Raw genomic sequence first — 20,061 nt, 5'->3', positions numbered from 1 at the left:
ATCCGGTCAGTGTCGCGGCCGCTGGTATCTCGGTCACTTCTCGAACCGGTATCCCATTCCCGGTTCCGTGATGAAGTGCCGCGGGTGCGCCGGGTCCGCCTCCAGCTTGCGGCGCAGCTGCGCCATGTAGACGCGGAGATAGTTCGTCTCCGTGCCGTACGAGGGGCCCCAGACCTCCTGGAGCAGCTGCTTCTGGCTGACCAGGCGGCCGGTGTTGCGCACCAGGACCTCCAGGAGGTGCCACTCCGTGGGGGTGAGGCGTACGTCGCGGCCGCCGCGGTTGACCTTCTTGGCGGCCAGGTCGACGGAGAAGTCGCCGGTGTCGACCAGGACGTCGTCGTCGCCGGGGCCGGTGGGCTCCGCCCTGCGGACGGCGGCGCGCAGCCGGGCGAGGAGTTCGTCCATGCCGAAGGGCTTAGTCACGTAGTCGTCGGCGCCGGCGTCCAGCGCCTCGACCTTCTCGTCCGAGCTGTGCCGGGCGGAGAGGACCAGGATCGGGACGCGCGTCCAGCCGCGCAGGCCCCGGATGACCTCCACGCCGTCCATGTCGGGCAGACCGAGGTCGAGCACGATCACGTCGGGGTGGCGGGCCGCGGCGACCTGCAGCGCCGTGGCGCCGTCGGGGGCCGAGTCCACCTCGTACTTGCGCGCCTTCAGGTTGATCACGAGGGCGCGTACGATCTGCGGCTCGTCGTCGACCACGAGCACCCGGGTCATGCGTACCTGCCTTTCCGGCTTCTGGTTCTGGAGCACGGCTTGTGTTGTGGGTCCGGGTTCCGGTTCCGGGTCACGAGGTGGCCTGGGACGAGAGCTCGGGGCGGACCGGCGGCCGGCCGGCGGCCGCTCGCAGGGTGAGGACCATGGTGAGGCCGCCGCCGGGGGTGTCCTCGGCGGCGAGGGTGCCGCCCATCGCCTCGACGAAGCCGCGGGCGACGGCGAGGCCGAGGCCCACACCGGCACCCCGTGGAGCGTCACCGTAGCGCTGGAAGGGCGCGAAGATGCGGTCCTTGGCGCTGTCGGGGACGCCGGGGCCGCGGTCCACGACACGGATCTCGACGCGCTCGCCGAGGGCGCTGGCGGAGACCTTCACGGGCGTGCCATCGGGGGCGTACTTCACGGCGTTCTCGACGATGTTGGCGACCGCCCGCTCCAGGAGGCCCTTGTCGACGGCGACCATGGGCAGCGTCTCGGGGATGTCCAGCTCCGCGCTGCCGTCGGGTACGCCGCCGAGGGCCATGGGGACGACCTCGTCGAGGTCGATCTCGCGGATCAGCGGGGTGACCGTGCCGGTCTGCAGCCGGGACATGTCGAGGAGGTTCCCGACGAGGTGTTCGAGCCGGTCGGCGCCCTCCTCGATGCCCGCGAGGAGCTCGGCCTCGTCCTCGTTGGACCACTCGACGTCGTCGGAGCGCAGGGAGGAGACGGCGGCCTTGATGCCCGCGAGCGGCGTGCGGAGGTCGTGGCTGACGGCGGCGAGCAGGGCGGTGCGGATGCGGTTGCCCTCCGCGAGGGTGCGGGCCTGGTGGGCCTCGGACTGCAGGCGCTGGCGGTCCAGGACGACCGCGGCCTGCGCGGCGAACGCGGCGAGGACCCGGCGGTCCGCGGCGGGCAGGACCCGGCCGGAGAGGGCGAGCGCCATGTGGTCGCCGACGGGCATGTCGACGTCGGCGTCCTCGGGGCGCTCCATAGGGCGGCCGTCGCCGACGCTGCCGGCGCAGGTCCAGGGGTCGGTGTCGCCCGCGCGTTCCAGGAGGGCCACGGACTCCATGGCGAAGGTCTCGCGGACCCGCTCCAGGAGGGCCTCCAGGCTGGTCTCGCCGCGCAGCACGCTGCCGGCGAGGAAGGACAGTATCTCCGCCTCGGCCCGCAGCCTGGCGGCCTGGTGGGTGCGCCGGGCCGCGAGGTCCACGACGGAGGCCACCGACACGGCGACACCGACGAACACCGCGATGGCGACGATGTTCTTGTTGTTGGAGACGGTCCAGAGGTGCAGCGGCGGCGTGAAGTAGTAGTTCAGGAGCAGCGAGCCGACGGCCGCCGAGGCGAGCGCCGGGAAGAGCCCGCCCACCAGCGCGGCGGCGACGGTGAGCGTCAGGAACAGCAGCATGTCGTTGGCGAGGCCGAGGTCGGCGTCGACATGGGTGAGCAGCAGCGTGAGGAGCGTGGGGCCCGCGACGCCGACCAGCCAGCCCCACATGACCCGGGACCGGCCGAGGCGCGCTCCGCGCGCGACGGGCAGCCCGCGCCCCTTGGCGACCTCGCCGTGCGTGACGATGTGCACGTCCAGGTCGGGTCCCGAGTCGCGGGCGACGGTCGCGCCGACGCCCGGCCCGAAGACGTACTGCCAGGTCTTGCGGCGGGAGGAGCCGAGGACGATCTGCGTGGCGTTGACGCCGCGCGCGAAGTCGAGGAGCGCGGCCGGTATGTCGTCGCCTATGACGTGGTGGAAGGTGCCGCCGAGGTCTTCGACGAGGGTGCGCTGGACGGCGAGTTCCTTGGGGGACGCGCCGGTCAGGCCGTCGCTGCGGGCTATGTAGACGGCGAGGATCTCGCTGCCGGAGCCCTTGGCGGCCATCCGGGACGCGCGTCTGATCAGCGTGCGTCCCTCGGGTCCGCCGGTCAGGCCGACGACGATGCGCTCGCGGGCCTGCCAGGTGGAGCGGATGTTGTGCTCGCCGCGGTACTGCTGGAGGTATTCGTCGACGCGGTCGGCGACCCAGAGCAGCGCGAGCTCGCGCAGCGCCGTGAGGTTGCCGGGCCTGAAGTAGTTGGAGAGGGACGCGTCGATGCGGTCGGGCTTGTAGATGTTGCCGTGCGCCATGCGGCGGCGCAGCGCCTGTGGCGACATGTCGACCAGTTCGATCTGGTCGGCGCGGCGCACCACCTCGTCCGGGACGGTCTCCTTCTGGCGCACTCCGGTGATCGACTCGACGACGTCGCCGAGGGACTCCAGGTGCTGGATGTTGACCGTCGAAACGACGTCGATGCCGGCCGCGAGGAGTTCCTCGACGTCCTGCCAGCGCTTGGCGTTGCGCGAGCCGGGGACGTTCGTGTGGGCGAGCTCGTCGACCAGGGCGACGGCCGGGGCGCGCTCCAGGGTGGCGTCGACGTCCATCTCGGTGAACGCCGTGCTGCGGTACTCCAGCTCCTTGCGGGGCACCTGTTCGAGGCCGTGCAGCATCACCTCGGTGCGCGGCCGGTCGTGGTGCTCCACGAAGGCGACCACGCAGTCGGTGCCGCGCTCGATGCGGCGGTGGGCCTCGGAGAGCATCGCGTACGTCTTGCCGACGCCCGGTGCCGCACCGAGGTAGATCCGAAGCTTGCCGCGTGCCATGGCCTCATTGTCTTCCCGAAACTGCTGTGTACGCAGCGTCGACCTTACGGCCAACAATTCCGGCATTACGGATGAGGGGGTGCGGGGGTGGTGTCCTTGACACAACCCTGATGCCGGGCCGCCGGACGGCCGCACGCCCCGGTCAGCGCGGTCCGGTGCGCCGCGCGTGTTCAGTTCGCGACGATTTCTCCGTCGCGCAGTTCCAGGACCCGGTCGGCCAGGTCGAGCAGGGCCGCGTCGTGCGTGGCGACCAGGGCGGTGACGCCCTCGCTGCGGACGACCGCGCGCAGCAGCTCCATCACGGCGAGCCCGGTCTCCGCGTCGAGCTGTCCGGTGGGTTCGTCGGCGATCAGCAGGGCGGGCTTGTTGGCGAGGGCGCGGGCGATGGCCACGCGCTGCTGCTGCCCTCCGGAGAGCTCGCCGGGCCGCTGCCCCGCGTGGTCGGCGAGGCCGACGAGAGCGAGGAGGAGGGCGACCCTCTCCTCACGCGCGCGTGGCTCGGCCTTGCGGAGCCGCAGGGGGACGCCGACGTTCTCGGCGGCGGTGAGGATGGGGATGAGTCCGAAGGACTGGAAGACGAACCCCAACCGGTCCCTGCGCAGTTCGAGCAGCCCCTTCTCCCCGAGGCCGACCAGCCCCACGCCGTCCACGGTGACCTTGCCCCGGTCCGGGACGTCGAGCCCGCCGACGAGGTTGAGCAGCGTGGTCTTGCCGGACCCCGAGCGGCCCTTGAGGGCGACCAGTTCCCCGCGCGGCACCGCGAAGGAGACACCGCGCACGGCGTGCACGGCGGCGGCACCGCTGCCGTAGGTCCGGTGCAGATCCTCTACGACGACCATGGCGTCGACCGCCTTCACTGCGCCGCTCCTCGCCCGGTGCCGGGCGCGTCCGGCCACACCCCCACGTGATCCGGCTCCGCCGTCAGCCGTACCCGTCCCCTCAGGCCGTACCGCTCCACGTACTCCCCCGGCAACTGCAGCCGCCCCGCACGGTCCAGGACCGTGAACTCCTCGCCCGTGCCGCCCTGTTCGCGGAGCGTCTCCGTAGACGTACGGCCGTCACGGATGCGGACCGTGCGACGGACCTGCTCGGAGACGAGCGGGTCATGGGTGACGACCAGGACGGTCGCGCCGAGCTCCTCGTTGGCGCGGCGCAGGGCGGCGAAGACGTCCTCTCCGGAGGCGGTGTCCAGTTCGCCGGTCGGCTCGTCGGCGAGCAGGACGCGCGGGGAGTTGGCGGTGGCGACGGCGACGGCCACGCGCTGCTGTTCTCCGCCGGAGAGTTCGGTCGGCCGCCGGTCGCGGCAGTGCGCGACGCCGAGCACGCCGAGCAGTTCGGCGGCCCTCTCCCGGCGTGTGCGGCGCGGCACGCGCGTGTACTTCATCGGCAGCGCCACGTTCTCCAGCGCGGTCAGATAGGGCAACAGATTGCGCCCGGTCTGCTGCCAGACGAAGCCCACGGTGCTTCTGCGGTAGCCGAGGCGCTCGCGGCGCCCCATCGCGAGCAGATCGTGGCCCGCGACCTTGGCGCGCCCCGCGGTGGGCAGGTCGAGGCCGGAGAGGATCGACAGGAGCGTGGACTTGCCCGACCCCGAGGCGCCGACCAGGGCCACGCACTCACCGGCCGCGACGACCAGGTCCAGGCCCTGGAGCGCCTGCACCTCGACCTCGTCGGTGCGGTAGACGCGGACGAGGTTGTCGCAGACGACAAGGCCCTCGTCGTCGGCGGTACGCCCGGCGGCGCGCGCCCGCGCCTCCAGCTCGGCCAGTTCAGTCATCCGCTCTCCCGAGTCGTAGGACGGCGCCGAGCCCCCGGCGCCGTCCGAGCCAGGTCTCCACGCCCACCGCCGCGGCCACCAGGACACAGAGTGCCGCGCTCAGGGCCGCGGTGAACAGCGCGTCGACGTGCAGGGCGGGCGCGGCGGGCCCGCCGGTGAACTCCCGCAGGTCGAGGGCGGGACCGAGCAGCGCGGGCAGGACGAGGCCGAGCGCGACGCCGCCCACGACGGCCGCGAGCACCAGGGGCAGGAGCTGCAGCAGTTGCAGCGCGGCGGCGGCACGCCCGCCGAGGCCGAGCGTGCGCAGGTAGGCGGTGGTGCGTCCGCGCGCGGGAGCGGACAGGAGCAGTTCGAGTACGAGAGCGAGGAGGGCGAGGAGCACGGCGAGTGCGGTGCAGGCGGTGTGCGCCAGGGTCACGGCGGCGGTCAGCCGGTCGTCGGCGGCATCGGCCTGTTCCTCGGCGCGGATACGGAGCTCTCCGCCGGTCGCTCCGGGGGAGGCACGCGGTACGAGGGACCGCAGCGCCTCGGTGTCCATGCGCGCCCCGTACAGGAGGAGCACGGACTCCTCGTAGTCCGATGCGGCCAGGGCGCGCAGATCGCGGTTGTCGGCGAGGAGCAGCTGCTCCCGGGACTCGGTGGAGCCGCGGACGGGGCCGAGGGCGGCGTCGCGCGCCACGTCCTCCGGCAGCGGCCCGACGACCCGCAGCCGCTTCTCCTTGCCGTGCAGGGTGAAGGTGAGCAGGTCCCCGGCGTGCCCCTCGGAGGCGAGCACCCGGTTGTCCCGGCCGCCCCCGCCCCGGGTGAGGCCCGCGTCGTCCAGCGCGCGGGCGGCGGCCGAACCCCCCGCCGCCTCGCGCAGCTTCGCCCCGTCCACCCCGACGAGACTGGAGATCCCGTACCGCCCCCCGTCCGTCCCGCTCACCGGGTCGACCCTCAGTTGCCGCACCGTCACCGTTTTCCGCACTCCACGCGCGCGTGCCAGCCGTTCCGCCGTGTCGGGGTCGCGGTCCGCCCCCAGGAAGGAGGCGTCGGCGCCCACCTGCCAGGCCGCCGCGGCGCGCCGCCCCTCCCCCAGCGTCCCCGAGACGAGCTCTCCGAAGACGGCACCGGCGAGCGTCACCACTAGGACGAGCAGCGCGAGGCCGCGCGCCGGAGCCTCCTTGGCGGCGCGGGACAGCGCGACGAGGACGACAGCGCCCCGCCCCCGTGCCGACCATCTCGCCACCGCGCGCACCGGCCAGGGGTAGCACCGCACAAGGACCGCGACCGTCGCGAGCCCCAGCAGCACGGGCACCGCGGCGAGCAGCGGATCCGGCCCTGCCGCACCCTCCGTGCCCCGTGCCCGCAGCGCGAGGACCCCGCCCGCGGCGAGCAGCAGCACCAGCGCCTCCACCACGATCCGGCGCCCGGCGCCCCGCGGCGCGCGCTCCCGCAGTACGGCCCGGTCCCGCACGGCGAACCACGTGAGGACGGGCAGCGCCGACCAGCAGAGGAGGGCGACGGCCAGCCCCTCGCCGTACGCGGGTGAACTCCCCGGTGCCCGCATCGTCGCCGCGGCCGCGCAGCCGACGCCGAAGCCGAGCAGCGCCGCCGGTGCGCTCTCCACGGCACGCCCCAGGGCGAGCCCGGTGGCCGAGGCCCCGCGCGCCCGCAGCAGCCGGTCCCCATCGAGCCGCCGCCGCACCACGAGCAGCGAGGTCACGACCACGGCGGCGAACCCCACGCCGAGCAGCGAGGCCAGGGCGAACGACATCACGACGCCCGCCTGCCGCCACTGGCGCCCGAACTCCTCGAATACGTCGACCAGTTCGGTGTCGCTCTCCAGTTCCGTCGCGGGGTGGGACCCGAGGACGCACCACTTTCCGCCGTACGACTCCATGTCGCAGAAGGCTTCCTTGGCGGCGGGCGGATAGCGGGCCATGAGCCGCTGGAAGTCCCGCGCCCCGCGTTCCCCCACGAACCGGGCAGCGACCTCCTCCGCCATGTCGAGCCGCATGTTCCACTCGACGGTGAGCTCGGCGTTCGCCTGGTTCTGCAGGATCTCGGCGCCGCGGGGCGCGATGAGGGCGCCGACGTCCGGGACGGCCCCTGCGGCGCCGGGCACCGACCGTGCGAGCAGCGGCTGCTCGACCCAGAGGCGCGTTGCCTTTCCGGAGCCGGAACCGGAGTTGGGGTCGGAGCGAGAGCCGGAGCTGGCGTCGGAGTCGGAACCGGCGGTGGAGCCGGAGCCCCAGCCCGGACCCCCCGCCCGGAACACCCCGACCAACAGCCCGACCGCACGCACGTTCCCCATGGCGCCGCCCTCCAGCCCGATCCGCTGCCCCACGCGGAGCCGGAGCGCGTCCCGCGTCCGCTCGGACACGGCGAGCTCGACCACCTGCCCGCGCGCGCGGGGCGCCCGTCCGGCGACGTACGCGCTCCGCCCCGGGGCGTCGGACGCGTACACCAGCGACAGCGAGACGCCACCCGCCACGTCCCCGTCCACCGTGGGCAGTTCGATCCGGGTCGAGTCGTGGACGAGTCCGCCGCGCAGCCGGCCCGGCGAGGCGTTCGCGATGACGGTCGCGTACCTCGCGAGATCGGCCCCCAAATCGCCCTCCTCACCCGGACGGGGTTGCTCCGGATCGATCCGCGCGCTGTGCACCACCCCGGGCGCCGCGCGCTGCACCTGCTCGAACCGGCCCGCCAGCGCGTCTCCGCCCAGCCGTTCGAGCAGCCCGGGACCGGCGGCGGCGACGGCCACGAGCACGCCGATCACCGTCCCGAGGCCCACCACCAGCGGCACTCGCCGCCACCACTCACGCCTCACAGCGCCCCCCCGAACCCCACGGGCCCCGGCACACCCCACCGGCGCCCCTTCACACGTCCTCCCCCGCCCGGAGCACCCGCGCCAGATCCACCCGCCCGAGGAGTCGCGCCGCCACCGTCACGACCCCGCAGATCACCGCCGCGGTCACCCCCGCCGTCACCGCCACCCGCACCCACGGCACGGAGGCGACCAGCTCCGGGAAGACCGGCTCCCCCTCCGCGTCGACCGTCACCACCGGCATGATCAGCGAGGCGAGGGCGGCCCCGAGCACCGTGCCGAGCGCCGCCGCGACGCCGGCCAGCGCCAACTGCTCCGTCCACAGGTACGCCGCCAGCTGCCCCCGCCGCATCCCGAGCGCCCGCAGCAAGCCGAACTCCCGCTCCCTGGCCCGTGCGGAGACCACGGTGTGCAGGGTGAACGCGATGACGGCGAAGGCGGGGGCGAGCACCAGGCACAGCGCGAACGCCCCGCGCGCCCCGCGCCGCAGCGGGTCGGCCGCCAGCTCCTTCCTGACCTGCGGGACGTCCGCCGCGTGCCCCAGCCGCGGGTCCGCCCGCACCGCCGCGGCGGCCGCCGTCGCGTCCGTGCCCCGGACCCCCACCCACCAGGCGCTCTCCGTCCCCGGCAACGCCCCGCTCAAAGCCCATTGGGCGGCCATCGCACGAGAATCGGCGAGCAGCCGCGCCCGGTCGCGCGGCATCCCCGGCACCGACGCGAGCCGCCCGACGATCTCGACCCGGGCGCTGCCGCCCGTGCTCCCGCGCACCGTCACGGTGTCCCCGACCCGGACCGCCCCCGAGGTCAGCAGCGCGTCGGCGGCGAGCGCGGGCGCGGCCGGGCGTCCCGTGGCGCGGTCCGTGCCGAGCCGCACGCTCCAGGTGGGGTACTTCAGCCGCCCGTCGGGACCGCGCAGCACCGCGTCGACGAGCTTTCCGCGGCCGGGCCGGTCGGCGCAGAGGACGGGTCCGGGCGCCTGTCCGGACGGCGGCCGCCCCTCTGCGCGCCCCCGCTCCCTCGCACGCTCCCGCGCGGCCCCTGGACACCCCGCCGCACGTCGGTCGGGCCGGTCCGCCCGCAGATCGCGCCAGCGCGCCTCCCGCGAGAGCCCCGGCACCTGGTCGACGGTCAGGCGGTACGTCCGCCGGACCCGCTCCCCGACCATGCTCAGGTCGATCTGCAGAATGCGGACGCCGTCGCCGCGGGCCCCCACCTTCAGCGGCACGGTCCTGGCGCCGCCCTCTTCGATCATCACGGAGCTCTCGTGGACGAGCCCGTCGCCGTCTTCGAAGAAGACGGCGAGGCGCACGGGTACGACGGTGCCGCCGCCGTCGGCCGACATCCGCACCCGGAGCGGCAGTTCTCCGCCAGGCACCCGCCCTGCCCCCGCCACCGGCAGACCGTGCTCGGGGATCCCCTTGCCGAGCGGCGCCACGAGCTCCCGTACGGGCCGGTCCGCGAGGTCCCCGCGCAGTGAAGGCACCGGCCCCCGCTCTGTGTTGACGCCGGTGACGGCCACCGTGTCCTGTCCGACGTACCCCTCCGAAGTGATCACGGGCGTGACGGACTCGGCGCCCGGCAGCGCCTCGTACGCGGCGCGCCGCTCGCCCGGCGGCACCCCGTCGCCCGGCTCGACGCGCAGGTCGGCACCCACCTGGAAGGCGGCCTGGTCGCGGTCGCCCCGGTCCAGCACGGCCAGGGCCGTACTGCTGAGCGCGGCGACCGCGAGGGCGAGCGTCACGACCAGGGCGGGTCCGGCGTGCCGGGCCGCGCGTCGGCCGATCTGCCAGCCGCCGAGCGGCAGGACGAGACCGCGGCCGCGCCGCGCGAGCGGGTCGACGGCGCGGGCGAGCAGCGGCAGGAACCGCAGGACGAGCAGCGCGGCCGCCACGGTCATCGCGACGGGCGCGAGCACGAGGACGGGATCGACACCCCCGACGCCACCTCCGCCGCCGGTCACCGGCGAGCGGTACTGCCGCAGCTGCAGCCAGCCGAGCACGGCGACCGCGGCGAGCGCCAGGTCGGCCCCGAGCCGCTGGACCCCGGCGAACCGCGCGATCCGCCACCGGAGCCGGGCCACCGCCCGCCGGTCCCGCACGGTCCGCACGGTCGGGACGAGCACCGCGAGGCCGTGCACGACCAGCGCGCCCACGACGGCCGCCCACCCCGCGCCGGTCACCGCCGACGCGGGCACCTCGCCCTCGACGAGCCCGGCGCCTTCGAGCGCGTGGAGCAGCGGCCCCGCGAGGAACGGCGCGGCCAGTCCGGCAGGCACGGCGGCGCAGGCCCACTGTGCGGCCGTCGACAGGGCGGTCCTGCGGGGGCCCGCCCCGCGTGCGGCCAGCAACGCCAGCTCGGGGCGGCGGTGTTCGACGAGGCGGCGCGCGGTGAGCACGAGGGCGGCCACGGCGAGCGCGGCGAGGAGCGTCGCGGGGACGTAGAGCCCGGCGCGGGCCACGGCGATCGGTGTGGTGAGCCGGTCGAGCGCCCTGCGCAGCCCGGCCGACAGCGCCAGATCGTCCCCGGCGGCCCCTCGCGACACGGAGCGTGCGGCGTCGCTGCCCGCGAACCGGTCGGCCCGCTCCTGGAGCGCCCCGATGTCCCCGAGCCGCAGCCCGCCCGTCTCGGGCACCCCGAGCCACAGCGCCGTGGCGTCCCCGGCGAGCCCGGTGCTCTCCGCGAAGGCCCGGCGCGGCACGACCGCGATCGAGTCCGGCGTCCCGAACGTACTGCTCAGTGAGGCCCACAGGGCGGGCGAGCGCCCTTCGGCGGCGTACACCCCGACGACCCGCAGCGGCACCGGCCGCTCGTCCGCGCTCCGCACCGTGAGCCTGTCGCCGGGCCGCACGGCGAGCTCCGCGGCGGTGACCTCGGTCAGCGCGACCTCGACCGGCCCGGCCCCGGGGCGCGGCCACCGCCCGGCCACCGGCGAGGCGTGCCGCGCCACGCCCTGGAGGGCGACGACGGAGAGGGTGGCGTCCTCGCGCGGGCGGCCCGCGGCCTCGGTGACGGCGAGTTCGTCGTTGCGGGCGGCGGGCGCCCGCAGCGCGGACCAGGTGCGGTGGGGCACGTCGCCGTACGTGCGGTCGAGCGCAGTACGTACGTCCCGGTCCAGCTTCGCCGCGCCTTCGGCCCTGTGGGGTCCGGAGACCTCGACGACGGCCTCGCGGTCGGCGGCGAGTCTGCGCTGCACCCCGCCCTCGACGGCCTTCTCGGCCAGCGCCGCCAGCGCGGCGAGCACGGTGGCGGCGAGCAGCACGGCGAGCCCGGCCGCGCCCAGCACAAGTCCGTGGTGCCGGCTCCCCCGCACTGCCGCGGGCAGGCGTCGTCCGCTCACCGCACCGGTCTCCCCCCGAGTGACCGGCACAGTATGGGCGTACACGAAAGTGGCCCGCAATGGTCCGGACGAACCGGAATCACTGCGGGCCACCAGGCAGTTGAGTACCCGTCAGCGAAGCTTGACGGGCTCGCGGACCCCGACGGGCCAGCACACCTCGGTGATCCCCGAGGGGTCAGCGCACCTCGGTGATCTCGGGGCCGCGCTGCAGCTGGCCCATGCCGCCGGAGAAGCGCGAGCCCTCCTGCTGCTCCTGCTGCACGCTGCCCTCGGCGACCATCTGCGCGTCGTCCGGCAGCTTCAGGACGATCGGGTCGCGCGGCGCCATCGGGCCGTCGCCGCGCACGACGACGGTGTCCCGGAAGATCTGCTCCAGGAGACCCGCGGCCTGCGGCTGCACCGCGCCCTGCCCGGAGATCACTCCGCGCAGGAACCAGCGCGGGCCGTCGACGCCGATGAAGCGCACGACCTGCACGCCACCCGTGCCGTCCGGCAGCTGCACCGGCACCTGGGCGCGCAGCTCCCAGCCGAGGGGGCCCTCGACCTCGTCGATGACACCGCCCTGCTGGGTGATGCCGGAGGCGATCTCCTCGCGGACCTCGCCCCAGATGCCCTCCTTCTTGGGGGCGGCGAAGCCCTGCAGCTGGATGGCGCTGTCCTGGAGCACCACGGTGGCCGCGACGATCGCGTCGCCCGCGACCTCCACCCGCAGCTCCATGCCCTCGACACCGGGCACGAAGAGCCCCCCGAGGTCCACGCGGCCCTCGCCGGGCTCACGGACCTCGGAGAGGTCCCAGGGACCGTCGGGGCGGGGCTCGGGCTCGAGCCTCACACGCGACCGCGCGACGCCGGAGTCGGCGGACTCGTCGCCGTGCACGTCGTCGACGACCTGCTCGTCCGCGCCCGCCGCGTCCTCGGCGGCACTGTCCTTCTTGCGACGTCCGAACACGTCACTGTCCTTCCCGGTCGGATACGACCGATGCGTATCGATTCCCACCCGTTTGTTCGCCCGGGCTCACGCCCGGACCGCTGCCCACGGCGGCATGGCCACCGGTGGACCCGAAGCCCCCCTCGGCCCGCGCCGATACGGGAAGCTCCGCGACCTCCTGGAAGCGAACCTTCTCGACCTGCTGGACGACCAGTTGGGCAATCCGGTCGAAGCGCTCGAACCGCACGGTCTCGCGCGGGTCGAGATTCACCACGATCACCTTGATCTCTCCACGGTACCCGGCATCCACCGTCCCCGGGGCATTCACCAGAGCGACACCGCAGCGGGCGGCGAGCCCGGAACGGGGGTGCACGAAGGCCGCGTACCCCTCAGGGAGCGCGATCGACACTCCGGTGGGCAGCACCACGCGCTCACCGGGCGCGAGTTCGTGGGACTCCGTCGTCCGCAGATCGGCGCCCGCGTCACCGGGCTGCGCGTAGGCGGGCAGGGGTACGTCGGGGTCGACACGCCTGATCAGTACGTTGAGCTCGGTGGAGGGCGTCTCGTCGGAGGGCATCACGGGTTCACCTCGAAAGCGCGGGCACGCCGGATCTGGTCCGGGTTGTTCATGGCGGCCTGGATCTCCTCCGGGCGGCCGTTGTCGATGAAGTGCTCGACCTTCACCTCGATGAAGAGGGCGTCGGCGCGGACCGCGACGGGCCCGTCGGGGCCGCCGATCCGTCCGGTGGCGGTCGAGTAGATCTTCCGTCCGGCGACGGCGGTGACCTCGGCTTCCAGGAACAGCACGGTCCCCAGCGGCACGGGCCGCACGAAGTCGGTCTCGAGCCGGCCGGTCACGGCGATCACGCGCAGCAGCCAGTTCAGCGAGCCCAGCGTCTCGTCGAGCGCGGTGGCGAGGATGCCGCCGTGGGCGAGGCCGGGGGCGCCCTGGTGCGCCTCGCGCACGGTGAACTCGGCGGTGACGGCGACGCCCTCGCCGGCCCGGGCCGCGAGGTGCAGTCCGTGCGCCTGTCCTTCGCCACAGCCGAAACAGTGCTCGTAGTGGGCACCGATGAGCTCACCGGGGGCGGGTGCGTCGGGGTGGCGGACGGGCGCTATCGCGTCGGCCGGGGGCGTCAGAGCTGCAGATGTACCACTCACAGGCGCAGACCTTACCTCCGCGTCAGCGCGGCAACCGCACCGTGCCAAGCTTGGTTCCATGCAGCCTTACGAAGAACGCCTGACCGCGCCCCGTTCGTGGTGGTTCGCCTCGGTCCTGGTGGGTGTCGCGATGGCCCTGATCATGCTGCCGTTCGGCACGCTGCCGCTCCTCGGCGGCCTGGTCGGCGGCACCGCCGTGGCGGCCGTCGTCACCAGCGCGTACGGCGCCGTGCGGATCCGGGTGGTGGCTGGCTCGCTGGTCGCGGGCGACGCGAAGATCCCGGTGTCCGCCCTGGGTGACGCGGAGGTCCTGACCGGCGAGGAGACCCGCGCCTGGCGCAGCTACAAGGCCGATCCGCGCGCGTACATGCTGCTGCGTGCCTACATCCCCACGGCACTGCGCATCCCGATCACGGACCCGGACGACCCGACTCCGTACGCGTACGTCTCGACGAGGCACCCGGAGGAGCTCGCGAAGGCCTTGGCGGCGGTACGCGAGAGCGCCGCGTAACCGAGAGGGCGCCGCGTAACCGGGGGCGCCCCTTCAGGGGCGCGGGGAACTGCGCGACAAGCCACGACGAACCCGCAGCCCGAACGGCAGGTCAGCTCCCGAGCTCTTTCGGGAGACCACCCACCCGCAGAGGATCGTCCGGCTTCTCCAGAGGCGGCAGCTCCGGCAACGCGTCCCACGGCACCTGGCTCCTGCGGAGATCCGCACGAACCTTCTCGGCCAGCTTCTTCGTGTCCCGGCGGTTCATGACCGCCCCCACCGCGGCACCCACCATGAAGGGCATGAGGTTCGGCAGGTTCCGGACCATCCGCTTCATGATCTGCTGCCGCAGCTCCCGCTTCATCTGGCCGCCCAGCGCGGAGTTGAAGGTCGCCGGCTTTGTGACGTCGACGCCGCGCTCCTCCGACCAGGAGTTCAGATACGCGATGCTGCGCTGCTTCAGATTGCCGCCGGGCCGCCGTCCGTAGACCTCGTGCAGCTCGGCGATCAGTTTCAGTTCGATGGCGGCGACGCCGGTGATCTCCGCTGCGAGCTCGGCGGGCATCGCGGGCGGCACCGGCATCATCGCGGCGGCGCCCACTCCCGCGCCCACGGTGGACGTGGCGTTGGCGGCGCCCGCGACGAGCTTGTCCGCGAGCTGCTCGGGGCCGAGGCCCGGGAACTGCTTGCGGAGGGTCGCGAGATCGCGGACCGGAATCCGCGGGGCGTTCTCGATGAGCCGGTCGGCGAGATATCCGATGCCGGCCCTGGCGCCGCGCCCGCCCTTGCGCACGCCTTCCTTCACTCCGTGCGTGACCGCGGCAACGCGGCCAAGTGCGGACCCGCCCCCCGCCTTCCGGGTGGCCCTGGGAGCCTCGTCGGCCGCCGTCGCGTCCGGCACCGCCTCCAGGGCGTTCGCCGGTTCGGGCGAGGCTTCTCCGGTGGCGGAAGAGCCTCGCCCGTCGTCACGTACACCGGCGTCCTGGACGCCGGCCTCGTCCGCTCCGCCCTTGCGGAAGCGGCGCTTCCTGAACGGGGTCGAGCCAGTCACGGCCGACCCCGCCTCAGTCGCAGTCGCGGCAGATCGGCTGGCCGTTCTTCTCCCTGGCCAGCTGACTGCGGTGGTGGACCAGGAAGCAGCTCATGCAGGTGAACTCGTCCTGCTGCTTCGGGAGCACGCGGACGGCGAGCTCCTCGTTCGAAAGATCCGCGCCGGGCAGCTCGAGGCCTTCTGCGGCCTCGAACTCGTCGACGTCTACGGCTGACGTCGACTTGTCGTTCCGACGTGCCTTGAGTTCCTCGATGCTGTCCTCGTTGACGTCATCGTCGGTCTTACGTGGGGTGTCGTAGTCCGTTGCCATGTCGCTCTCCCCCTCTGGGTGTCTGCGGGTGTCTCCAGCGCACGTAACGCGTGAGAGGCCGGACTTGTGCCCGACCCGAGGCGGAGATTTTGCCTCACATCAAGGTCTGTTACTCAATCGACACCCAACCGCACCCCCGAAGAGGTGCTCGGGTTGGATGGCGATCGGACCGTACACGGTCCGAATGTCGCACTTCACGGGCGCCACCCCGTGTACTTCCCGTGATCAAGACCCCCGAAAACCCGGATTTTCCCGGCTTTCCGACGACTTTCACGATCACAGAGAGTAGATGGCCGAAAAATCGGCCATGTGATCGATCGCACACTTCTTCCCCGGGGTGGACCCCCGAAAATTCCGCGCAAAGCGAACACGGCGGTGTGTTCGATCCCGCGCCTCAGAGGGGCAGGGTGACTCGCATCACGAGCCCACCCCCCTCACGCGGCTCCGCGATGATACGGCCCCCGTGGGCCCGCGCCACCGACCGGGCGATCGACAGGCCGAGTCCCACGCCCTTGTCGCTGCCCGTCCGCTCGGTCCGCAGCCTCCGGAACGGCTCGAAAAGGTTGTCGATCTCGTACGCGGGCACCACCGGGCCCGTGTTCGACACCACCAGGACCGCCTGACCGTGCTGCGCCTCCGTGGTGACCTCGACCCAGCCTTCGTCCGGCACGTTGTACCTCACGGCGTTCTGGACGAGGTTCAGGGCGATGCGCTCCAGGAGGACGCCGTTGCCCTGCACGACCGCCGGGCCGCGCTCTCCGCGGATCTCCACGCCCTTGGCCTCGGCCTCGGCGTTCACCTGGTCGACCGCGCGGTCGGCGACCTCGGCGAGGTCGACCGGTTTGCGCTCCACGATCTGGTTGTCGCTGCGGGCGAGCAGCAGCAGGCCCTCCACGAGCTGCTCACTGCGCTCGTTGGTGGCCAGGAGCGTCTTGCCGAGCTGGTGGAGCTCGGGCGGCGCCCCGGGGTCGGAGAGGTGGACCTCCAAGAGCGTGCGGTTGATCGCCAGGGGCGTGCGCAGCTCGTGCGACGCGTTCCCGACGAAGCGCTGCTGGGCCGTGAAGGCACGCTCCAGGCGGTCCAGCATCTCGTCGAAGGTGTCCGAGAGCTCCTTCAGCTCGTCGTCCGGGCCGTCCAGCTCAATGCGGCGGCTCAGGTCCGTGCCGGCCACCCTGCGCGCGGTGCGCGTGATCCGGCCGAGCGGCGAGAGCACGCGGCCCGCCATCGCGTACCCGAAGGCGAAGGCGATCACGGCGAGGCCGAGCAGGGCGAGCAGCGAACGGCTCAGGAGGTTGTCGAGGGCGCTCTGGCGCATCTGGTTGACGCACTCGTTCAGCGCGGCGTTGAGCTGCACCTCCGAAGGGCGCTCGGGGAGCCCCTGGAAGTTGGTGCAGGTGCTGCTGCTGACCGAGGAATTGCCCGTGACCCGGAACGGCAGGTCACTGCCGACGTTCAGCGCCTGGGCGGCGAGCAGGTAGATGATCGAGAGGAGCAGGATGCCCGCGATGAGGAACATGCCGCCGTACAGCAGCGTGAGCCGTATACGGATGGTGGGGCGCAGCCACGGAAACGGCGGTTCGACCTTCCTCGGGTCCCACGTCGGCTTCGGGGGCGCGGCCGGTGGCGCCGGGGTCGAGGCCACCGCCGGTCAGATCCGGTAGCCGGAGCCCGGCACCGTCACGATGACGGCCGGCTCACCGAGCTTGCGGCGCAGGGTCATGACGGTGACCCGGACGACGTTCGTGAACGGGTCCGTGTTCTCGTCCCAGGCCTTCTCCAGGAGCTGCTCCGCGGAGACGACCGCGCCCTCGCTGCGCAGCAGCACTTCGAGGACGGCGAACTCCTTGGGGGCCAGCTGGATCTCCCGGCCCTCGCGGAACACCTCGCGGCGGTTGGGGTCGAGCTTGATCCCGGCGCGCTCCAGGACGGGCGGCAGCGGCACGCTGGTGCGCCGCCCGAGGGCACGCACGCGTGCCGTGAGCTCACTGAACGCGAACGGCTTGGGGAGATAGTCGTCCGCGCCGATCTCCAGACCCTCGACGCGGTCGCTGACATCGCCCGACGCGGTGAGCATCAGGACGCGGGTCGGCATGCCGAGCTCGACGATCTTGCGGCAGACGTCGTCGCCGTGGACGAGCGGGAGATCCCGGTCGAGCACCACCACGTCGTAGTCGTTGACACCGATGCGCTCCAGGGCGGCCGCTCCGTCGTACACGACGTCGACGGCCATGGCCTCCCGGCGCAGTCCGGTGGCCACCGCATCGGCGAGCAGCTGCTCGTCCTCGACGACGAGTACGCGCACGTGGCTGTCCTTCCTCTGTGCCCCTGCGGGCAGATCCGTCTTGGGGTAGGCCTCCATCCTGCCCCTTTCGGCCATAAACCGGCTGTAAGGCGGCCTGGCTCCGGGATCGGCACCCGGGAATGCGGGATTTTCTCCGCCGGTTGAGGTTTCTGCGGAACGGAGCAAGGGGAGGACGGCCTTACACCCGCGATCACGCTTTGTATGTGGCGCGCCACGAACCGCTTTTCCCGGAGCGGCTTGAGGACGTGATCGCCCCACTCCTTTGAGGGCACACCCCCGTGCCATCGACCCACGACCCAGCCGAGGGGGCGCAACCATGGACGCATTCACCGCAGGTCTCCTGCAGCGCATAGAGGCCACGGAGTCCGACCTCACGAAGGCCCGTGAGACGGGAGACGACTTCCTGGCCGAGGTCGAGCTGGCGGAGCTGGAAGATCTCCACCGCCTGGCCGCCGAGCACGGCGTCGAGGTGGGCGCACTCCACGCCTGACCGACGCCTCAGGACATGAGCGGAGGGGCCCCGGCACCTGTCACAGGTGCCGGGGCCCCTCCGTGTGTGCGGGCGACTCAGTCGTGCCAGGCGCCGAGGTCCTCCAGGAGGCCCTGGAGCGTCTCGAAGAGCGCGGGCGGGGCCGCGATGGCCAGCTCGCCCGAAAGGGCCTCTCCGGGGCGGCCACCGGTCAGGGCGCCCGCTTCCCGCGCCACGAGGTCACCGGCCGCGAAGTCCCACGGGTTGAGCCCTCGCTCGTAGTACGCGTCGAGGCGGCCCGCCGCCACGTCGCAGAGGTCGATGGCGGCCGACCCGGCGCGCCGGATGTCCCGCACCTTCGGGATCAGGTGGCGCGCGACCTCGGCCTGCTGGGCGCGGCGCTCGGCGACGTACCCGAAGCCGGTGCCGATCAGCGCCTGGTCGAGCGGCGGCGCGGGACGCACCCGGACCGGCAGGTCGTTCAGGTGGGCGCCCTCTCCCAGGACCGCGCGGTACGTCTCCCCGCGCATCGGGGCGTGCACGACGCCGACGAGCGTCTCGCCGTCCTTGCGGGCGGCGACGGACACCGACCAGTCGGGGCGTCCGTAGAGGTAGTTGACCGTGCCGTCGATGGGGTCGACGACCCACTGGACACCGCTGCTGCCCTCGGAGCTCGCGCCCTCCTCGCCGAGCACGCCGTCGGCCGGCCTGTGCTCGGCGAGGAAGTCGGTGATCAGCTTCTCGGAGGCGATGTCCATCTCGGTCACGACGTCGACAGCGCTGGACTTGGTGGCGGCCACGCCCAGGTCGTCGGGCCGGCCGTCGCGCAGGAAGGTCCCGGCGCGGTGCGCGGCCTCCAGGGCGACGGCGAGGAGCTCTGCCTTGAGGTCGGTCACGTCACTCACTTCGGGTCCTTACGCGTACGGGCTGTCGGCGCCCGCGGCGGCGGGCTTCGGGGCGCGGGCGGGGCAGCAGCCCACCGGGCACAGGTCGTGGCTCGCGCCGAGGGAGCCCAGGGCGCACGGGGTGCCGGGCACACCGCTCTCCGTGGCGGCCCGCTCCAGGACGAGCTCCCGGATCGCCGCGGCGAACCGCGGGTCGGCGCCGACGGTCGCCGAGCGGCGCACCGGCAGGCCGAGCTCCGCCGCCTTGGCCTCCGCCTCGGTGTCGAGGTCGTACAGGACCTCCATGTGGTCCGATACGAAGCCGATGGGGACCATGACGACGGCGGGGGCCCCCGCCGCGTGCCGCTCCTCCAGGTGGTCGCAGATGTCGGGCTCCAGCCACGGGATGTGCGGGGCGCCGCTGCGCGACTGGTAGACGAGCTGCCAGGGGTGCTCGACGCCGGTCTCCTCGCGGACGGCGTCGGCGATGAGGCGGGCCACGTCCAGGTGCTCCCGCACGTACGCACCGCCGTCGCCGTGCTCCCCGACGGGGCCCGAGGTGTCCGCCGCGGAGTTCGGGATCGAGTGCGTGGTGAAGGCGAGGTGGGCGCCCTCCCGCACGTCGTCGGGGAGGTCGGCGAGGGACTTCAGGACGCCGTCGATCATCGGGCGGACGAAGCCGGGGTGGTTGAAGTAGTGCCGGAGCTTGTCGACCTTCGGCAGCTCCAGGCCCTCGGACTCCAGGACGGCGAGGGAGTCCGCGAGATTCTCGCGGTACTGACGGCAGCCCGAGTACGAGGCGTACGCGCTGGTGGCCAGGACCAGGATGCGGCGGTGGCCGTCGGTGACCATGTCGCGCAGGGTGTCGGTCAGATAGGGCGCCCAATTGCGGTTGCCCCAGTAGACCGGCAGGTCGAGGCCGTGCTCCGCGAAGTCCTTGCGCAGGGCGTCGAGCAGGGCGCGGTTCTGGTCGTTGATGGGGCTGACCCCGCCGAACAGGAAGTAGTGCTGCCCCACCTCCTTGAGCCGCTCCTTGGGGATGCCGCGGCCACGCGTCACGTTCTCCAGGAACGGGACGACGTCGTCCGGGCCTTCGGGGCCGCCGAAGGAGAGCAGCAGCAGGGCGTCGTACGGAGTGGGATCCAGCGCATCGGACATGTCTCCGATCCTGCCACCCGCCACTGACAGGCGGAAAACGGCCTCCGCCGA

17 protein-coding genes are annotated in these 20,061 nt (G+C 73.2%); 2 read left to right on the top strand and 15 right to left on the bottom strand.

Annotated elements, in window-relative coordinates:
• Nucleotides 1-33: 33 nt before the first annotated feature.
• The 9 genes from ACZ56E_RS14790 to ACZ56E_RS14750 all read right to left on the bottom strand — a co-directional run bounded on the left by ACZ56E_RS14790 (nt 34) and on the right by ACZ56E_RS14750 (nt 13,346).
• Nucleotides 34-717, bottom strand: a complete 684-nt coding sequence (locus ACZ56E_RS14790) for a response regulator (RefSeq protein WP_362992807.1) — start codon at nt 715-717, stop codon at nt 34-36.
• 70 nt (nt 718-787) lie between these two features.
• Complete coding sequence (locus tag ACZ56E_RS14785) at nt 788-3,334, bottom strand: ATP-binding protein (protein WP_471214274.1); 2,547 nt, start codon at nt 3,332-3,334, stop codon at nt 788-790.
• Between the two features lie 170 nt (nt 3,335-3,504).
• Nucleotides 3,505-4,173 (bottom strand): ABC transporter ATP-binding protein, encoded by a 669-nt coding sequence (locus ACZ56E_RS14780; RefSeq protein WP_471214810.1) that lies wholly within the window; start codon nt 4,171-4,173, stop codon nt 3,505-3,507.
• Nucleotides 4,174-4,187: 14 nt separating this feature from the next.
• On the bottom strand, nt 4,188-5,111 hold the full coding sequence (locus ACZ56E_RS14775) for an ABC transporter ATP-binding protein (protein ID WP_471214273.1): 924 nt from the start codon (nt 5,109-5,111) through the stop codon (nt 4,188-4,190).
• On the bottom strand, nt 5,104-7,899 hold the full coding sequence (locus tag ACZ56E_RS14770) for a hypothetical protein (RefSeq protein WP_471214272.1): 2,796 nt from the start codon (nt 7,897-7,899) through the stop codon (nt 5,104-5,106). Before ACZ56E_RS14770 ends, ACZ56E_RS14775 begins: the two co-directional genes overlap by 8 nt.
• A gap of 73 nt (nt 7,900-7,972) precedes the next feature.
• Nucleotides 7,973-11,257: an FtsX-like permease family protein gene (locus tag ACZ56E_RS14765; RefSeq protein WP_471214270.1), complete on the bottom strand. Its 3,285-nt coding sequence runs from the start codon at nt 11,255-11,257 to the stop codon at nt 7,973-7,975.
• Nucleotides 11,258-11,432: 175 nt separating this feature from the next.
• Nucleotides 11,433-12,206, bottom strand: coding sequence for a DUF3710 domain-containing protein (locus tag ACZ56E_RS14760; RefSeq protein WP_471214269.1), 774 nt, complete (start codon nt 12,204-12,206; stop codon nt 11,433-11,435).
• A gap of 1 nt (nt 12,207) precedes the next feature.
• Nucleotides 12,208-12,762 carry a dUTP diphosphatase gene (dut, locus tag ACZ56E_RS14755; RefSeq protein WP_471214268.1) on the bottom strand — a complete coding sequence of 185 codons (555 nt, stop codon included), beginning with the start codon at nt 12,760-12,762 and terminating at the stop codon, nt 12,208-12,210.
• Nucleotides 12,762-13,346 carry a PaaI family thioesterase gene (locus ACZ56E_RS14750; RefSeq protein ID WP_471214267.1) on the bottom strand — a complete coding sequence of 195 codons (585 nt, stop codon included), beginning with the start codon at nt 13,344-13,346 and terminating at the stop codon, nt 12,762-12,764. The genes dut and ACZ56E_RS14750 overlap by 1 nt, the downstream gene beginning before the upstream one ends.
• 58 nt (nt 13,347-13,404) lie before the next feature.
• Here ACZ56E_RS14750 and ACZ56E_RS14745 point away from each other — a divergent pair, with 58 nt between their 5' ends.
• Nucleotides 13,405-13,857: a DUF3093 domain-containing protein gene (locus ACZ56E_RS14745; protein WP_468713449.1), complete on the top strand. Its 453-nt coding sequence runs from the start codon at nt 13,405-13,407 to the stop codon at nt 13,855-13,857.
• Between the two features lie 91 nt (nt 13,858-13,948).
• Here ACZ56E_RS14745 and ACZ56E_RS14740 read toward each other — a convergent pair whose 3' ends face one another.
• From ACZ56E_RS14740 to ACZ56E_RS14725, 4 genes are all read right to left on the bottom strand, one after another.
• Nucleotides 13,949-14,887 carry a hypothetical protein gene (locus tag ACZ56E_RS14740; RefSeq protein ID WP_471214266.1) on the bottom strand — a complete coding sequence of 313 codons (939 nt, stop codon included), beginning with the start codon at nt 14,885-14,887 and terminating at the stop codon, nt 13,949-13,951.
• Nucleotides 14,888-14,900: 13 nt separating this feature from the next.
• Nucleotides 14,901-15,197 (bottom strand): DUF4193 domain-containing protein, encoded by a 297-nt coding sequence (locus ACZ56E_RS14735; protein WP_055544889.1) that lies wholly within the window; start codon nt 15,195-15,197, stop codon nt 14,901-14,903.
• Nucleotides 15,198-15,591: 394 nt separating this feature from the next.
• Nucleotides 15,592-16,839: a sensor histidine kinase gene (locus tag ACZ56E_RS14730; protein ID WP_468602768.1), complete on the bottom strand. Its 1,248-nt coding sequence runs from the start codon at nt 16,837-16,839 to the stop codon at nt 15,592-15,594.
• Nucleotides 16,840-16,845: 6 nt separating this feature from the next.
• Nucleotides 16,846-17,499, bottom strand: a complete 654-nt coding sequence (locus ACZ56E_RS14725; RefSeq protein WP_062780089.1) for a response regulator transcription factor — start codon at nt 17,497-17,499, stop codon at nt 16,846-16,848.
• 316 nt (nt 17,500-17,815) lie between these two features.
• On the opposite strand from ACZ56E_RS14725, the gene ACZ56E_RS14720 reads away from it, so the two are divergent.
• Nucleotides 17,816-17,989, top strand: a complete 174-nt coding sequence (locus ACZ56E_RS14720) for a hypothetical protein (protein ID WP_361731879.1) — start codon at nt 17,816-17,818, stop codon at nt 17,987-17,989.
• Between the two features lie 77 nt (nt 17,990-18,066).
• Here the strand turns inward: ACZ56E_RS14720 and ACZ56E_RS14715 are convergent, their stop codons facing one another.
• Nucleotides 18,067-18,864, bottom strand: a complete 798-nt coding sequence (locus tag ACZ56E_RS14715; protein ID WP_471214808.1) for an inositol monophosphatase family protein — start codon at nt 18,862-18,864, stop codon at nt 18,067-18,069.
• An 18-nt stretch (nt 18,865-18,882) separates the two neighbouring features.
• Nucleotides 18,883-20,010: a ferrochelatase gene (locus tag ACZ56E_RS14710; RefSeq protein ID WP_471214265.1), complete on the bottom strand. Its 1,128-nt coding sequence runs from the start codon at nt 20,008-20,010 to the stop codon at nt 18,883-18,885.
• Nucleotides 20,011-20,061 lie beyond the last annotated feature (51 nt).

It is taken from the genome of Streptomyces sp. NPDC039480 (assembly GCF_055597165.1).
The sequence above is the reverse complement of the archived record's forward strand: the minus strand, read 5'-3'. Positions and strand labels throughout refer to the sequence as shown.

What these genes read in the sequence shown, in the direction of transcription:
- ACZ56E_RS14720 (WP_361731879.1), top strand. Translation starts at nt 17,816, where the DNA reads ATGGACGCATTCACCGCAGGTCTCCTGCAGCGCATAGAGGCCACGGAG.
- ACZ56E_RS14735 (WP_055544889.1), bottom strand. Translation starts at nt 15,197, where the DNA reads ATGGCAACGGACTACGACACCCCACGTAAGACCGACGATGACGTCAAC.
- ACZ56E_RS14710 (WP_471214265.1), bottom strand. Translation starts at nt 20,010, where the DNA reads ATGTCCGATGCGCTGGATCCCACTCCGTACGACGCCCTGCTGCTGCTC.
- ACZ56E_RS14775 (WP_471214273.1), bottom strand. Translation starts at nt 5,111, where the DNA reads ATGACTGAACTGGCCGAGCTGGAGGCGCGGGCGCGCGCCGCCGGGCGT.
- dut (WP_471214268.1), bottom strand. Translation starts at nt 12,762, where the DNA reads ATGCCCTCCGACGAGACGCCCTCCACCGAGCTCAACGTACTGATCAGG.
- ACZ56E_RS14785 (WP_471214274.1), bottom strand. Translation starts at nt 3,334, where the DNA reads ATGGCACGCGGCAAGCTTCGGATCTACCTCGGTGCGGCACCGGGCGTC.
- ACZ56E_RS14780 (WP_471214810.1), bottom strand. Translation starts at nt 4,173, where the DNA reads ATGGTCGTCGTAGAGGATCTGCACCGGACCTACGGCAGCGGTGCCGCC.
- ACZ56E_RS14790 (WP_362992807.1), bottom strand. Translation starts at nt 717, where the DNA reads ATGACCCGGGTGCTCGTGGTCGACGACGAGCCGCAGATCGTACGCGCC.
- ACZ56E_RS14745 (WP_468713449.1), top strand. Translation starts at nt 13,405, where the DNA reads ATGCAGCCTTACGAAGAACGCCTGACCGCGCCCCGTTCGTGGTGGTTC.